The sequence below is a fragment of the Paenibacillus haidiansis genome, assembly GCF_036553665.1.
Classification (GTDB): Bacteria; Bacillota; Bacilli; order Paenibacillales; family Paenibacillaceae; genus Fontibacillus; species Fontibacillus haidiansis.
In genome coordinates this window covers 45,680-61,496 of record NZ_JAZHPZ010000002.1, presented here as the reverse complement: position 1 = coordinate 61,496, position 15,817 = coordinate 45,680, and the positions used below count along the sequence as shown (strand labels likewise).

General features: G+C 54.5%; 15 protein-coding genes. 10 read left to right on the top strand and 5 right to left on the bottom strand.

What is annotated here, in order from left to right; translation table 11 throughout:
- The first annotated feature begins 45 nt into the window (after positions 1-45).
- The 3 genes from V3851_RS04665 to V3851_RS04655 all read left to right on the top strand — a co-directional run bounded on the left by V3851_RS04665 (position 46) and on the right by V3851_RS04655 (position 2,738).
- Positions 46-1,041, top strand: coding sequence for an acrylyl-CoA reductase family protein (locus tag V3851_RS04665; protein ID WP_331845358.1), 996 nt, complete (start codon positions 46-48; stop codon positions 1,039-1,041).
- A 127-nt stretch (positions 1,042-1,168) separates the two neighbouring features.
- Complete coding sequence (locus V3851_RS04660; RefSeq protein ID WP_331845357.1) at positions 1,169-2,092, top strand: DMT family transporter; 924 nt, start codon at positions 1,169-1,171, stop codon at positions 2,090-2,092.
- Positions 2,093-2,201: 109 nt separating this feature from the next.
- Entirely contained in the window at positions 2,202-2,738 is a 537-nt protein-coding gene (locus V3851_RS04655; RefSeq protein WP_331845356.1) for a hypothetical protein, read from the top strand.
- Positions 2,739-2,822: 84 nt separating this feature from the next.
- Here V3851_RS04655 and V3851_RS04650 read toward each other — a convergent pair whose 3' ends face one another.
- Positions 2,823-3,338, bottom strand: a complete 516-nt coding sequence (locus tag V3851_RS04650; RefSeq protein WP_331845355.1) for a MogA/MoaB family molybdenum cofactor biosynthesis protein — start codon at positions 3,336-3,338, stop codon at positions 2,823-2,825.
- Positions 3,339-3,510: 172 nt separating this feature from the next.
- Here V3851_RS04650 and V3851_RS04645 point away from each other — a divergent pair, with 172 nt between their 5' ends.
- The 3 genes from V3851_RS04645 (at position 3,511) to V3851_RS04635 (ending at position 6,029) form a co-directional block, all read left to right on the top strand.
- Positions 3,511-4,584 carry a CobW family GTP-binding protein gene (locus tag V3851_RS04645; protein WP_331845354.1) on the top strand — a complete coding sequence of 358 codons (1,074 nt, stop codon included), beginning with the start codon at positions 3,511-3,513 and terminating at the stop codon, positions 4,582-4,584.
- Positions 4,585-4,714: 130 nt separating this feature from the next.
- On the top strand, positions 4,715-5,050 hold the full coding sequence (locus V3851_RS04640) for a four-helix bundle copper-binding protein (protein WP_331845353.1): 336 nt from the start codon (positions 4,715-4,717) through the stop codon (positions 5,048-5,050).
- Positions 5,051-5,141: 91 nt separating this feature from the next.
- A complete protein-coding gene (locus V3851_RS04635) occupies positions 5,142-6,029 on the top strand; it encodes an S-layer homology domain-containing protein (protein ID WP_331845352.1) in 888 nt (295 codons plus the stop codon).
- A gap of 77 nt (positions 6,030-6,106) precedes the next feature.
- Here the strand turns inward: V3851_RS04635 and V3851_RS04630 are convergent, their stop codons facing one another.
- Positions 6,107-6,469 carry a RidA family protein gene (locus V3851_RS04630; RefSeq protein ID WP_331845351.1) on the bottom strand — a complete coding sequence of 121 codons (363 nt, stop codon included), beginning with the start codon at positions 6,467-6,469 and terminating at the stop codon, positions 6,107-6,109.
- Between the two features lie 99 nt (positions 6,470-6,568).
- On the opposite strand from V3851_RS04630, the gene V3851_RS04625 reads away from it, so the two are divergent.
- The gene (locus V3851_RS04625; protein WP_331845350.1) at positions 6,569-7,123 is read left to right on the top strand and encodes a GNAT family N-acetyltransferase; all 555 of its coding nucleotides are present in this window, start codon (positions 6,569-6,571) and stop codon (positions 7,121-7,123) included.
- Positions 7,124-7,229: 106 nt separating this feature from the next.
- On the opposite strand, the gene V3851_RS04620 is transcribed toward V3851_RS04625, so the two are convergent.
- Positions 7,230-9,296 (bottom strand): ABC transporter ATP-binding protein, encoded by a 2,067-nt coding sequence (locus V3851_RS04620; RefSeq protein ID WP_331845349.1) that lies wholly within the window; start codon positions 9,294-9,296, stop codon positions 7,230-7,232.
- A 14-nt stretch (positions 9,297-9,310) separates the two neighbouring features.
- Positions 9,311-11,056: an ABC transporter ATP-binding protein gene (locus tag V3851_RS04615; protein WP_331845348.1), complete on the bottom strand. Its 1,746-nt coding sequence runs from the start codon at positions 11,054-11,056 to the stop codon at positions 9,311-9,313.
- A 475-nt stretch (positions 11,057-11,531) separates the two neighbouring features.
- Between V3851_RS04615 and V3851_RS04610 the strand changes: the two genes are divergently transcribed.
- Complete coding sequence (locus tag V3851_RS04610) at positions 11,532-11,825, top strand: HesB/YadR/YfhF family protein (protein ID WP_331845347.1); 294 nt, start codon at positions 11,532-11,534, stop codon at positions 11,823-11,825.
- Positions 11,826-11,892: 67 nt separating this feature from the next.
- Here the strand turns inward: V3851_RS04610 and V3851_RS04605 are convergent, their stop codons facing one another.
- A complete protein-coding gene (locus tag V3851_RS04605; RefSeq protein ID WP_331845346.1) occupies positions 11,893-12,408 on the bottom strand; it encodes an ADP-heptose synthase in 516 nt (171 codons plus the stop codon).
- Positions 12,409-12,525: 117 nt separating this feature from the next.
- Between V3851_RS04605 and V3851_RS04600 the strand changes: the two genes are divergently transcribed.
- On the top strand, positions 12,526-13,473 hold the full coding sequence (locus tag V3851_RS04600; protein WP_331845345.1) for a phosphotransferase family protein: 948 nt from the start codon (positions 12,526-12,528) through the stop codon (positions 13,471-13,473).
- Positions 13,474-13,518: 45 nt separating this feature from the next.
- Positions 13,519-15,276, top strand: coding sequence for an ABC transporter ATP-binding protein (locus V3851_RS04595; protein WP_331845344.1), 1,758 nt, complete (start codon positions 13,519-13,521; stop codon positions 15,274-15,276).
- Positions 15,277-15,817 lie beyond the last annotated feature (541 nt).

Here is a 15,817-nt window from a genome sequence, read left to right as displayed (position 1 = left end):
ATCGCGGCAGCGCCGAACCTTGACTAGACCAGAGGAGGAAGACATATGGAACAATTTCGGGCTTTTCGCGTGCATCATGATGAGGCGGGTTTTCGGACGGGAACGGAGTCCGTTGCCTTGGAAGACTTGCCTGCAGGGAATGTACTGATCTCCGTGCATTATTCCAGCGTCAATTATAAGGACGGACTGGCTTCAACCCCGGACGGGAAAATCGTCCGGAATTATCCGATTACCCCCGGCATCGATCTGGCCGGGGAAGTGACGGAATCGCAGGACGAACGGTACCGTCCCGGCGATTTGGTGCTCGCCACCGGCTATGGCCTCGGTGTGAGCCATGACGGGGGCTACGCCGAGTTCGCGCGCGTTCCGGGCGACTGGCTCGTGCCTCTGCCGGCCGGGCTCACTCCGCTGGAAGCGATGGCGATCGGGACGGCCGGGTTCACTGCCGCGTTGTCGGTGGAGCGGCTGCTCGTCAACGGGCTGAGCCCGGCTAACGGTCCGGTGCTGGTCGCTGGGGCTACCGGCGGCGTGGGCAGCATAGCCGTCTGCATCCTGGGCAAGCTCGGCTTCGAGGTCGCCGCCGTGACCGGCAAGCCGGACGCTGCGGACAAGCTGCTTGCCCTGGGCGCCAGCCGGGTGCTCAGCCGCGAGGAAGCCGCCTCCGGCGCCAAAGGGGCGCTCGGCAAGGCGCAATGGGCGGCCGTCGTCGACCCGGTCGGCGGCAGCGTCACCGCCGATATGCTGAAGAGCGTGAAATACGGCGGCTCCGTCGCCTTGTCCGGCATGGCCGCCGGCGGCGGCCTGGATACGTCGGTTTACCCGTTCATTTTGCGCGGGGTGAACCTGCTCGGCATCGACTCCGTCGAATGCCCGATGCCGCTGCGGCTGAAGCTGTGGAGGCTGCTGGCCGGTGAATGGAAGCCGGAAGCGGCGCTCCAAGATTGGGTGACAGTGTACGGGCTGGAGCAGCTTCCCGAAGCATTGGGTACGGTGCTCGGCGGCAAAGCGGTCGGCCGTCAGGTGATTTCGCTGAAATCGTAAACCGAATGAAAAGGCTTGTATTCCCTCACGGGGATGCAAGCCTTTTTTGTAAGAATCTTACGGGTATGGACCCATCCGTGGTTTAGGTATACACTAAGAAAGTGTTTTTCAAGAGAGGGTGGGTAAAATGAATAGAAGTTTGACTCCCAAAGCGACGTTTGGACTGGTCGTTTTTTTGGTCGTGGTTTGGGGCATCAATTGGCCGCTCACGAAAATGGCGCTCCCGGAAGTACCGCCGATTTTATTTTCCGGGATTCGCACTTTATTGGGCGGCATTCTTCTGCTGATGATCGCGATCCGGCATAGATCCGGTTTGCGCTGGAAGGAGAATAAAGGGGTGTATCTGATATTGGCGCTGTTTAACATTATCGGGTACTACGGATTGCAGACGGTCGGTATCGGATATTTACCTGCGGGACTGTTTTCCACCATCGTCTTTCTGCAGCCGGTGCTGCTCGGCTTATTCTCCTGGATCTGGCTAGGAGAAAGCATGTCTTGGCTCAAATGGGTCGGTTTAATCATAGGCTTCGGCGGGGTGGCGCTTATTAGTCTGGGCGGCCTTCAAGGACACCTGTCTCCGGTCGGCATTGTACTCGCGCTTCTTTCGGCGCTGTGCTGGGCGATCGGCAGTATCTATATGAAGAAAAAAAGCGCGCAGCTCGATTCGCTCTGGGCCGTAACGGTACAAATGCTGATCGGCGGGGCGTTTCTTACTTTGGCGGGTTCAGCGACGGAAAGCTGGGGAGATATTCACTGGACGGCTTCGTTTATCGGGCTGCTGCTGTTTATCTCGATCTTCGTGATCGCCGCGGGCTGGCTGGTTTATTTCAAGCTGCTGGACAGCGGAGAAGCGAGCACGGTGGGATCCTATACATTCGCTATCCCGGTGCTTGCGAGCATTTTCAGTATTTTCCTGCTTGGAGAATCCATTACGCTCACCTTGGTGTTGGGCTTGCTGCTGATCTCGTTCAGCATCGGTCTCGTAAACCGGAAAACCGCACCCAAGAGTTTGCCGGCTTCGGCCGAAAAGCAACCGTGCCAGCAAGGATAAAAGATTCGCGGTTGATGTATCGCTAGCCGCATTTGGTATAAAATGGTCAAGTGCGAGGCATTCTAACCCCATCGTTTCATGAATGAGCAATTGAAAAGGTGGGATGGTGATGAGATTGTGGACGGCAGGACTAAGCGCCGTACTGGCGCTGTCGCTTGCGGCGGGCTGCGGCGACGGAGCGCGGAACATGGCCCGGGATGAACTTAACAAGTACAACATGAAAAGCTATAACGAAGGAAATGCCCGCCAGTTGTCCCGGGGCGCAACGCTGAATACCGCGCTGCTTCAGGCTTTGAAAGCCGAGTGCGCCAACCGCGGCATCCGGCTGACGCATGAGACCTATGCGGAAGGGCTTGACGGCAACATCAGCTATAGTTATTTCATTAACGGCGATGCGCGTCATTTTTTGCTCGTTCATGTTTATCCCAGCGAAAGCGACCGGGTCCGGGAGATCGGGGAAATGTACGGAGCCGGGGATGGGCGAGCTAAAGCCGCGGCGGCCAACGAAGCGTCCGTCATTGCGCAGAAGGGCAATACTGCTCTAGTTTACGCTTCCAGCGGAATTCAAAAATCCAAATACAGCGAGGATGTCAAGTCGGTTTTTCATTCGGTGTTAAGCGGAATGAACGACCGGTCGGCGCCTTAAACAGCAATAACCCCTCTTAACGGACGGAAGGCAAGAATCAACGCTTCCGTACCGAAGAGGGGTTTTTGGCCTGCTGCAATCGGTTTATTTTTTGTAGATTTCACGCATCACATGTCTAAGCTCCGGCAGGATGATCTTTTCCATCGCCAGCTTTACCGCTCCCTGCGAACCCGGCATCGAAAATACGGCCATATTGCCGATCGTTCCCGCGACCGCCCGGCTCAAGATCGCGGCGGGACCGATATCCTCCGTATAACTGAGATAGCGGAAGATCTCGCCGAAGCCTGGCATCTCCTTGTTCAAGAGGCTTCGTACGGCCTCCAGGGTAGTGTCCCGCGGCGCAATACCCGTGCCGCCGCTGAGCAGCACCGCTTCCACCTCGCGGCTGGTCACCGCTTCGCGCAGCAGCTGGCGGATGCCGTCATACTCGTCTTTGACAATGGTATATTTGACTACGTTGTATCCATTTTCTTCAAGCAGCTGCTTCATCAATTGGCCGCTTGCATCGTTCTCGGGGGTCCGTGTGTCCGAAACGGTAACGACCATGCAGGCGACCTCCCGGGGCGCTTCCTTGCGGTGCTCGTCTACGGATCTTATCATCGTTCGTATCCTTTCTGTGTGAGGATTTTGTAATTATAATTTACCACAACAGGTAAGAACGGTTCACTTCATTTGAGTAAAGGCCGCGAAGGACACGGAAGTTGCATGATCGTAAAGTTGGTGTAAACTCGCTCTCATGGACAGTTAAGAAAGACCACGGAGGAATCGGAGAATGGAAGCGACGGGAAAGGCAATTCCCATTTATATTTTGGCGGGATTTTTGGGCAGCGGAAAAACGACGCTGCTGCAGCGGTTGTTGTCATATTGGAAGGATAACGGGCTGCTGCCCGCGGTAGTGATGAACGAGATTGGCGAAGTAAATCTGGACGGCGTAATCGTCGGCGAGGAAGTGCCGATGGCCGAAATGCTCGGAGGCTGCATTTGCTGCACGATCCGGGACGATCTCAGCATGCAATTGTACGAATTGGTCAAAACGGAGCGGCCGGATCTGGTCGTGATCGAAGCGACGGGGGCGGCCAATCCGCTGGAAATTTTCGATGCGGTGACGGAGGCTTCCCTTTATTTGAAGCTGGAAATCATGCCGATGATAACGGTTGTGGACGCGGCTCACCTGGCTGAGTTGTACGCCTCGCAGCAGGGGAAAACCTACCGGCTCATGCTGGACCAAATCCGCTGCGGCTCGCGGCTCATTCTGAACAAAATCGACCGGATCGGCGCCGAAACACGCACGGAAATGGAGGGACTGTTGGCCCGGCTGAACCCGTACGCCCGCATCATCCCTGCGGTGAAATGCGAGGTGGATCTCCCGTTATTACTCGAAGGCGGCGGCACAAGCCCTCGGGACCAGGGCGAAGGAGATTCGGGCCGTGACCATTGCTCGGCTCATGACCAAGGCCATCATGTGCATGAGGGAGATCATGAACACGACTCTCATATACATGAAGCCAATGAACATCAAGGCCATCGCCATGAAGGACACACTCACACTTCGCATGATCATGTGACCGTCTACACGCACTACTTCAACGGACCCGTTGACAGCGTGGAATTCGAGCAATTCATTGCGGATTTGCCGCGAGAAGTTTATCGGGGAAAAGGGATATTACGGTTTGCCGATACGTCCAGCCGGTTCTTGTTCCAGTATGCGTACCGCGAGGCCGACTATCTAAAAATAACGCCGCAAGGCGATGTCCCGGACGTGGCCGTATTCATCGGCGAGCATTTCGACCGCGAGGCGCTGGCTGGGCAGCTCAAAGCTCTGGAGAAAAACGCGGGGACGGTATAAAAGGGGAAGTCCATTGTCCGTTTCATATCAGCTGGGTATCATTTCCTTTTCGTTTCAGCTTCTCGAAAGAATGGTAATACATAGTGAGCATGTTGGTACTTGCAACTCATCATCGGGAGGTAATTGAACTATGATCCAGGAAAAATACCGCGAAACCATCGAAGCTTGTCTCGAGTGCATGAATGCATGTAATTACTGCTATGTCTCCAGTCTGAAAGAGTATGAACTGGCGATGCTGAGAGAATGTATCCGCTTTGACCGGGAGTGCGCCGATATTTGCGCCTTTACCGCGGAAGCGTTGTCCCGGAATACGCCGTTTGCGGCGGAAATTTGCGAGCTCTGCGCCAAGGCGTGCGATGCGTGCGCGGAGGAATGCGAGAAGCATGAGCATGATCATTGCAAGGATTGTGCGGCCGCCTGCCGCCGCTGTGCGGAAATTTGCCGCAAAATGAAAGGTGCCGCTTAATAAAGCAATTAGCCTTGCTTGATAAAATATTCGGCAATTGCAGCAACTTTTGGAAAGGCGGTCCCGTCTAGAAGGGCAGAGGTGATGATTAATGAAAAATGGAAAGTTCAAAGCAGCGGCCGCTTTGCTGTTGTCCGGTTCGATGCTTCTTGCTTCATCGGCATCGGCTTTCAGCGATGTCCAGGGACAGGATGCAAAAATCACCGAGTCGCTCCAAACGCAAGGGATCATCCAGGGATTGACCAAAGACAAGTTTGCTCCTCACAGCAAGCTGACCGGCGCTCAGGCGGTACAGATGATCGTTCAAGCGCTGGATTTGGAAAATAATCTGGATTACGCCGCCTCCAAAAAGGCGAACGGGAACAAATTCTGGTACACTCGGGCGCTGGAAATCGCCGAGGCCAATGGAATCGAGTTCCCTAAGGGCTTTAAGTGGAACAGCGAGATTACCAAAGAGGAGTTCGCATATATTTTGGACCAGGCGATCTCGGCGACCGGCGATTATCCGATGATCAAAATGTACATTGACTTCAAGGATGCGGATGACGGAAATGTGCTCTATTCAGGCAGTATTCAAAGATTGCTGCTGATGAAGATCACCGAATTGGACGAAAAAGGAAAGTTTTATCCCACGGCCGCAATGACCCGTATTGAAGCGGCCCGCATGGTATACAATGCCGCACAATTCGTCGAAGAAGCCAAGGAAAACGAGGCCCCATCGAAGGAAGAAGTTACCTTTAACGTGGAGAAGGTCAACAATCAAATCAATAAGGTTGTCCTGACCCGCCATGAAGCGGGAAATCCGGGTTACGGCATTTCCGTCGCCAAGATCGAATTCATGAAGAGTAAGGCGATTATTTACTACGAGCTGTTGTCTCCGGAGCGGAACAAATTTTATCCTCAGGTTATTACCGATACCAAAACGGAAACTTATGTTTCGAGCAAATACAGCGTGGAAATTAAAGAACTGAAAGACTAGAGCAGGGAGCCGGAGGTCATAGGACCTCCGGCTTTGCCTGTTTATACACTGCAAAAGCGATCACTAAGAGCAGTAAATTATGTATGCGAGGGCGAGGCAGCAGGTGTATAAGCGATTCCGTCGATCATGACGAGGCAGTCCTCGTCGATAAACTCCGTGGTCGTGGTCATTCTGGCGGGAAAATGGTCCTTGGCAAAATAATCGAAAAAAATCTTTTCCATTTCCGGCAAATCCGCAATATGCTTGAGATAGACCGAAATCTTGACGATCCGATCTAGGGAAGCGCCGCATTTCCGAAGCGTATTGTCCAAGTAAACGATGGCATCGCGGATTTGCTCCGCAAACGTCGCGCCCTCCCCCCGGTGCAGCCCGAGAAAAATATAATCTCCGGCAACGACCGCTGAGGAATAACTAAACGGAGTTGTTACTCTTTCAACCATCTGGACATCTCCTTATCACAATTTACCATTTCGAATCAATAATAGAACATAGGTTCGTATTTTGCAAGTGGATATTTATAATATCAATCGGAGGAAAACATGATCATCAATCAACAGGTTTTTCAGGTAAATGATCTGAGCTATACAATCAGATCGGCTAACGTTAATGATGCGGAAGCATTGTCGGAGTTAAGAGTCCGGATTGACGGGGAAACCGAAAATATGGACCGTGAAAAAGGGGAAGCATTTATCGATACGGCGGGATTTCGGCAAATCATCAACAAGGACGCCGAAAGCCCGAGAAACTTGTTTCTCGTAGCCGCTTTGGATCATGCGATCGTAGGTTATTCAAGATGCGAAGGCGTTGATTTAAGCCGTTTTGCGCATAAAGCGGAATTCGGGGTGTGCGTGCTGAAGGATTTTTGGGGGCATGCGATCGGCAGAAATCTCCTACAGCAGTCTCTGGTATGGGCCGATGACAACGACATTACGAAACTGACGCTGAACGTGTTGGAAACCAATGAGAAGGCGATCAAGCTGTACGAAAGCTTCGGCTTCGAAATCGAGGGACTGTTAAAAAACGATCGAAGACATTCGGACGGCAAATACTATAACACGGTTATCATGGGGAGATTCAAAGGCTTATTAAATTAGTCTATCCGTCCGATCCGTTTACCTACATAACGAAAAAAAGCCCGGTTGGAGAAACGGAGAGACATATCCGTTTCCAACCGGGCTTCTATATGTGATTGATTCGGCATTAAATCCGGTTCATGGCCGGCTGCATCGCCGAAGCAGCCGGAGCCGGCGCTTCTGTCGCGCCGAGCTGGAGGCGGTACATCTGATAGTAGCGCCCGCCGAGCGCGAGCAGTTCTTCGTGCGTGCCGCGTTCGACGATTTCGCCGCGATGCAGCACGAGGATCTGATCCGCGCTGCGGATCGTCGACAGGCGGTGGGCGATGATGAACGTCGTCCGCCCCCGCTTGAGCACTTCGAGCGCGGATTGGATCAGCGCCTCGGTCTCCGTGTCGATGTTGGCGGTCGCCTCATCGAGGATAAGGATCGCTGGGTCGAAGGCCAGCGCCCGCGCGAACGAGATCAATTGACGTTCGCCCGCAGACAGCGTGCTGCCCTTCTCCACGACCGGCTCATCCAGCCCTTTCGGGAGATGGGAGAGAATCTTCGTTGCGCCGACGTCCTCGAGCGCCTTCGCGATCGTTTCCCGCGAGATACGCTCATCGCCCAGGCTGACATTCGAAGCGATCGTGCCGGTGAACAGGTACGGGTCCTGCAGCACGATCCCCATATGCTGGCGGATCCACTGCTTCGGCAATTCTTTCACCGGCTTCCCGTCGATCGTGATCGTACCCTTCTGTGGGTCGTAGAAACGGAACAGCAGGTTGATGATCGAGCTTTTCCCCGACCCGGTATGGCCGACGAGCGCCACGGTTTGGCCCTGCTTGGCCTCGAAGGAAATGTTCTTCAGCACGTAATCGCGCTTGTAGGCGAACGAGACGTCCTTGAATTCCACATTCCCTTTATAGCGCGGCATCGAACCGTCGGTGACGGGCTCGCCCGGTTCGTCCATCAGGGCGAACACGCGGCCCGCCGATACCATGGAGGTGTCCAAAGCGGCTAGTTGGTTGACCATCCCGGTAATCGGCTGGAACAGCCGGCCGAGTACGTCGACGAAGGCGTACAGCACTCCGAGCGAGATGATGCCGACGCCGCCCAACTGAGCCGAACCGAAGTACCAGAGCACGACCGCGAACGCGAGGTTGCGGATGACATTGACCAGGTTGTGGGTCGTAAACGCGTTCAGATTCAGCATTTTGTTCTGGTGCTTCATATAGTCTTCGTTCAGATTCTCGAATTCTTCCTTCGTTTGCTCTTGGCGGCGGAACACGCGGATGATCGACATCCCCTGAATCGATTCGTTGATAATCGCGTTGATTTCGCTCAAGCGCGAGCGGATGATCGTATTGTATTTGGTGGCGAATTTCCGGTAGAGGACCACCCACGCCCAAATGATCGGCACGACGAACAGACAGATCAGGCCGAGCCGCATATCGAGCAGGAATAACGCCACATAGACGCCGAGCATATTGATGATACCCGAGAAAAAGTTGGAGAGAACGGCGATAAACAAATCCTTCACCGCCTCGGTGTCGTTCGTGACCCGGGACACCACTTTGCCGGCCGGCAGATTATCGAAGAAATTGACCGGCAAGCGCTGGATATGGGCATAGACATCGATCCGCAGCTTCCGGATCACCTGGTTGGCCGAAGATTGCAGCCAGTACGTTTTACCGAATTCCATTACGATCGAAATCGCCAGAAAGACGAAGTACCAGCCGACCAGGGTCATAATTCCGGGAATTTCCGGTTTGTAAAAAGCGAACACCTCGGCAGCGCCGAGCTTCTCGGCCGGATATTCCGCTATCTCGCCGTTATGGGCAAACGTCAGCACGCCGTCCTTGAAGCTGCGGTCGCCGGAGACATCGGCGACGGCGGAGTCCACGAAGACGAACGATTTGCCGACCTGCAGGATGCGGGCCTCGCCGCCGCGTTCCTCGTCCGCGGTAAAGCGGTCGCCGCGTTTGAAATAGCGTCCGTCGTAAGAAACGGCTTCATCATCGGCTTTCGCTGTCTCATAAAACGGCTTTTCGATTGCCAGCATGTGATCGTCGATCATCGACCTGGCGATGAACGGGCCGGCCAGATCGGCGGCTACGCCGACGGCCAGCATGATCAGCGCCAGGATGAATGTTTTCTTTGCCGTAAGCGCGTATTTAAACAGTAATTTACCTGTTTGATTTTTTTGCATGTAAGGGCACCTCCTTAGTCTGTCAGATCCGATTCCACCTGCTGGCGTTCGTATTGTTCGCGGTACCAGCCGCCGTGCTCCAGCAGGGTTTCATGAGTGCCTTGCTCGATAATGCGCCCCTTATCCAGCACGACGATCCAGTCGGCATGCTCCACCGCCGACAGGCGGTGCGTGGAGATAAGCGTCGTCTTGCCGGCGCGCTTGTTCCGGATATTGTCGATAATCCGGGCTTCGGTACGGGCGTCGACGGCCGAGAGGGCATCGTCGAGTATCAGGATGTCCGGGTCGGCGATAAACGCCCGGGCCAGCGAGACGCGCTGCTTCTGACCGCCGGAGAGGGCCACGCCTTTCTCCCCGACCAGCGTGTCGAGACCGTCGGACAGCGTGCCGAGGTCCTGGTCGAAGGCGGCGGTGCGGATCGCTTCCAGGATCGTCTCATCGGGCGCACCCGGCAGCCCGAACTGGATATTTTGCCGGACCGTCTTGGAGAACAGGATCTGCTCTTGCGGCACGTAGCCGATCCAGCCATGGAGGCGGTTCAAGGCGATCTCGCCGATCGGCACGCCGGAAATCGCGAGCGTGCCGGAGCCGGATGGGTACTCGTGCAGCAATTGCTTCAGCAGAGTAGATTTGCCGCTGCCGGTTCTGCCGACGACGCCGAGCGTTTCCCCGCGCTGAACGGTCAGGTCGATGTGCTCCAGATTGTTCACCGACGAAGTCGGGTACCGGAAGGTCACATCTTTGAATTCGATCGTGTCCGGCTTTGCCACCTCCGCCGGATGCGCCGCATCTTCGACATCGGGACGGACGCTCAGCGTTTCGTTGACGCGGTCCAGCGAGGCGCCGCCGCGCTGCATGACATTGATCAGCTCGCCGATGGCGAACATCGGCCAAATCATCATCCCCAGGTACATATTAAAGGATACGAGATCGCCCAGGGTGAGTTCATTGTGAAAGACGAGATAAATGCCGTAGGTCAGGCCGATCGCATAGCTGAGTCCGACGAACAGGCGGATGGTCGGTTCAAAGTAGGCGTCCACTTTGGCCACCGCCAGATTTTTCTTATAAACATCATCCGTAATGTCCGCAAACCGTTTCTCGTCGTTCCGTTCCTGTACATAGGCGCGGATGACGCGGATCCCGCCAACCGATTCCAGCACCTGGTCGTTCATATCGCCAAAGGCGTCTTGGGCGAGCGTATACCGCTCGTGAATGACCTTCCCGTAAATTTTCATCGCGAGCGCGATGAAGGGGAGGGGAATGATCGCGGCCAGGGTCAGCTTCCAGCTGATCAGCGTACTCATGGCGATAAAAATGACCGACAGGTAGGCGGTGGAGTCCGTCAGCGTCAACATCCCGAAGCCGACGGTCGCCGATACCGAGCGCAGATCGTTCGTCGCCCGGGCCATCAGGTCGCCGGTCCGGCTCCGTTCGAAGAACGGCGGCATCATGCCGAGCAGATGGTTCATGAAGCGGGTGCGAAGCAGCCGTTCCACCAGGTTGGATCCGCCGAACAATTTATGCATCCATATGTACGTGATGAAGTAGATGACGGCAAGTACAGCGAGGATGAGCACGATATATTTGGTCAGTGAAGCCCAGGTAACGGTGCCGGCGACGATGCTGTCGATGGCGCTGCCCAGCAGCCGCGGCGGCGCGAGTTCCATAATTCCCGCCAGGATGAGCAGGATCACGCCGACGGTATAGCGTTTTTTCTCTTTTTGGAAAAACCATCCCAAATTTTTAAGCACAGAAAACATAGCTCTTGGTTTCCTCCTTTTTCTCTAATCTCAAGGCAGCCTTAAGGCAAAGGCGTGCGGGTACCCTGAAAACAGCAAAAAAGGCACACCGTCCGTAGACGATATGCCTTCAATTCTTCAACATATGCCGCGTACGTTACTTGACTAACGCAAGTAACCGCTGCGAAAATGGGAAAGCTGCTCTCAAATCATGCCCGGAAATTCAGGGAGCATGAAAGACGATCGATGCAAAATCCGATTCATACCTGCAGGGGTTACTCCGGTATTAAGTTGTGTGCCGTCCGCATCGCGATATGCGGGAACTAGATGAATAAAGCTCTTAAACACCGTGCTCACCCTACCTTTCTTGGGAATTAATTCAAAAATCGATCTCGTATGTTGACGATTTTATCATCGCGTTTAAGGAGGTGTCAATTTATTTTTTGCAATTTACTTGAAATGGGCTAAAATAAGGAACATACAGGAGGGGACGCATATGATAAATATCACGAAGGAAGCCGCCCTTTGGTTCAAGAAGGAGCTTGATTTGAAAGACGGCCAGGCGGTAAGATTGTTCGCCAGATACAGTTCCGGCGGTAAAATTCATCCCGGCTTTTCGCTGGGCATCCAATCCGATGAACCGGTGTCGCCCGGTATTTCCTCGGAAGCGGAAGGGATCACCTTTTTCATGGAGGAATCGGACAAGTGGTATTTGGACGGATATAATCTGAAGGTGACATACAATGCCGCGGAAGACGATATCGAATACGAATACGAAAAGGGCAACTAAAGCCATTGCATAAGCTAGCGTAAAAAACCGTCCGGAATCTCCGGACGGTTTGTCTTTTGGGGAGCGGTCAATTGTGATTAGAGAAGATGCTGTCCTCCATCGCGAAGTCGAAATCACCGATATCGAACACCTGAACGGGCGCTTCGATCTCGATGATGCGGCGGATGAGCTCCAGTTGGTCGGTCAGAATCGGCGCGTTCTCCCGCTGGGCGGACAGGACGATCTCGGTCTCGATCGGATCGAGCGCTTCGCCGTATTGTTCGTTGTCGACCGCATTGACGACCGTCCAGGACACATTATCCCCGAACAAAATGGCCGGGCTTTTGGACCATGGAACGGTAAGCGCCCGCTCCAGCTTCTTGCGGTTCAGCGGCTCCTCCAAATAGGCGATCAGTTCGCCGATCTTGTTCTTGACATGCCGGTCGTCCTCGGGATCGTGCATCAGAGGCTCCGGGCTGTTTTGAAATTCATAGAGTTCCATGACGGTGGTGTAAGGGACTATATATTCGACAGGTGCCGAAGGCACGAGCAATTCACCGTAAATCGCCACCATCACGGCTTCGATCACAAATCGTCGTGACATGGTTTTCCTCCTATTGCAGGCACTAACATGATAATATGGAGTATATCATTATTGCGTTTACAAATACAGTTTTTCGGAAAAAATGAGCGGTTGTCCGATCGGAAGGGGACGAAAGACGTGGGAAGCAATGAACGGGCAGAGGCGGCCGTTTTGCCCCGGCATGTGCTGGCTTGGGCCTCAAGCCAGGCCGGGGAGCGGGCCTGCGTAACGCGGGTGACGCCGCTTCAAGGTGGAATCTCCTCGGCGGTATATGCTTTGGAAGTATGTCGCGAGGCTGAGGAGGAACCGCTCTATTGGGTGATGCGGCAATTCACGGATATGGAATGGCTTAAAGAAGAGCCGGATGTGGCCCGGCACGAAACGGCGGCGCTTAAAGCGGCCCAAGCCGCGGGACAACCGTCTCCGCGGTGGATTGCCGCCGACCCGGACGGCGATAGCTGCGGGCTGCCGACGGTGCTGATGACCCGCCTTCCGGGTCGGGTGGTTTTGCCGCCTAAGGCGCCCTCGGCGTCCTGGATCACCGGGCTCGCGGCGGTGCTCGCCGGTTTGCATCAAGCGAAGACCGAACCGATGGAAAAGAATTATTTCACATATAATCAAGTCGACCGGCTTCAAGTGCCGGGATGGACAAGCAAGCCCTCCGCCTGGGCCAAGGTTATCGAATGTGTTCAGGCGCCGCCTCCGGCTTACGTCCCCCGGCTGATTCACCGCGATTATCACCCGGCCAATGTACTTTGGCAGGAGGATCGGGTCAGCGGCGTCGTCGATTGGGTCAACGCGTGCCGGGGACCGGCGGGGATCGATACGGGCCACTGCCGCGTCAATCTGGTACAATTGTACGGCACGGAAACGGCGGACGCGTTCCTGGAAGCCTATTTGAAGTCGGCCCCCGAACTGGCGGAAACGGCCCATCCATACTGGGATATGCTCACACTGATCGAGTGGCTGCCGGGTCCGCCCGGAATCTACAAAGGCTGGACCGATCTGGGTTTTTCCGGCCTTACCGAGGAACTGGTCGAATCGCGTCTCGATGAATATGCCGAATTGTTGGCGCGGAAGGCCTGACATCATTTTGTCAGTCAAAAGAGAAACGGAGGATGTGGAATCGAATTGAAGCATTGGAAAGCTTATTTTCAATTTGCCAGACCTTATACCAAATGGATTATATTGACCTTGATCATCGGGATCCTGAAATTCGGCATTCCGTCGCTGTTGCCGCTCGTCCAAAAATATGTGGTCGACGATATATTGCTGAACCAGGCGGCCGATCTCGGGGAGAAAGTCAACCGGCTCCTCGTCGTGCTCGGCGGCACCTTTTTCCTGTTCGTGATCGTGCGGGGGCCGGTGGAATACGCCAGACAATATTTCGCCCAGTTCATCACGGCCAAAATTTTGTACGATTTGCGCAACAAGCTGTACGCCCATCTGCAGCGGCTTTCGCTGCGATATTATCAGAACACCAAGGTGGGCGAGGTGATCTCGCGCTTTATCAACGACGCCGAACAGACGAAGAACATCGTCGAGGTCGGGATGATGAACGTCTGGCTGGATTCTTTTACACTGGTGTTCGTGCTTGGCTTCATGTTTTATCTTAACCCGCTGCTGACGGTCGTCTCGATCGCCATCTTTCCGCTCTATGCCATTGCGGTCAAAGTGCTGTACAAACGGCTGAAAAAGCTGACCAAAGACCGCTCCGCCGCGCTCGCCGGTATTCAGGCTTATCTGCATGAGCGGATTCAGGGGATTTCGGTCATCCGCAGCTTTGCCCTGGAGCGCCATGAAGCGAAGCAGTTCGCGGGGATCAACGGGAAATATTTGAGCCGGGCGATGGCGCACAGCCGTTGGAACGCCTGGACATTCGCCATTATCAACACTTTGACGGATATCGCGCCGCTGCTCGTGATCGGGTACGGCGGCTTCCAGGTGATTCAAGGGCATCTTACGCTGGGGACGTTCGTCGCGTTCTTCGGTTATTTGGACCGGTTGTACGCGCCGCTGAAACGGCTGATCAACTCCTCGACGATTTTGACCCAGGCGTCCGCGTCCTGGGAGCGCGTGCTGGAGCTGTTGGAAGAGCCCTACGATATGACCGACGCCAAAGACGGGGCCGTGCTGCCCGCCGGCAGTCACGGGGTGGCGTTTCGCAATGTATGGTTCAAATATCAGGACAACGGCAACTGGGTGCTGAAAAATATTTCGTTGCAAGTAAGCCCGGGGCAGACGGTCGCCTTCGTCGGGATGAGCGGGGGAGGGAAATCGTCGCTGGTCGGACTGATTCCCCGTTTCTATGACATCCAGAAAGGGTCGCTGACCGTCGGGGGCAAGGATGTACGGGAATGGACGATGGAGAGCCTGCGCAGCCGGATCGGCATGGTGCTGCAGGACAATTTCCTGTTCAGCGGCAGCGTGCGCGACAATATCCTGCTCGGCAGCCCGGAAGCGGATGAGGAGGCGGTCATCGCCGCGGCCAAGGCGGCGAACGCCCACGAGTTCATCCTGGCCTTGCCGCAAGGCTATGACACCGAGGTGGGCGAGCGGGGCGTGAAGCTGTCCGGCGGCCAGAAGCAGCGGATCGCGATCGCGCGCGTGTTCCTGAAGGATCCGCCGATCCTAATCTTGGACGAAGCGACCTCGGCGCTCGACCTCGAGTCGGAGCATCTGATCCAGCAGTCGCTTCAGCATTTGTCCAGGAGCCGGACGACGCTGATCGTCGCCCACCGGCTGTCGACGATCACGCACGCCGATCTCATCGTCGTAATGAAGAACGGCTCGATCGTCGAGCGCGGCAAGCATGACGAGCTGATGGCCAAGGAGGATGGCGTGTACGCGCAGCTATACAATATTCAAAATTTAAACCCGCATGAATAGCAGAATACAGAATAAGCCCGTTCCATATCGTCCGAGAGGTTATGTTGCTCCGGCGTTTGGGACGGGTTTTTTTCAAACTAGCTGATTGATTAACGATTAACTGGATAACCTCCTGTTAATTAGGGGTCTCGCGGCTCATTTGCACCTTTAGAAGGAAAACCTACAGCTAATTTGGACGAAAACCTTCGTTTGAGCTGAATTTCGCCCGATTAGCTGGAGGTAATGCAGTTATTTTACCAATATTGGACGATTCAGGGAAAATAGCTGGAGGAAATACAGTTAATTAACATCCAGATATACCATACTACCACCTAACCAATGCCCCGCTGATCCCCCCTCTCAAACCAAAACCTCAGGAATCCGGTGATTCCTAGTTGCCCGAATGAATGATAGGACACATCTAGCGAGTTATACAGCGTGTATCGTGTATTGTTGAACGTTAGAAAAAGAGTAACCCTCTATCAAAGATTACCAATAATGAAGATCAGGACCAAAGTACTATATTTACTCCTGATCCTTCTGTTTCCAATTCGTACTTCCG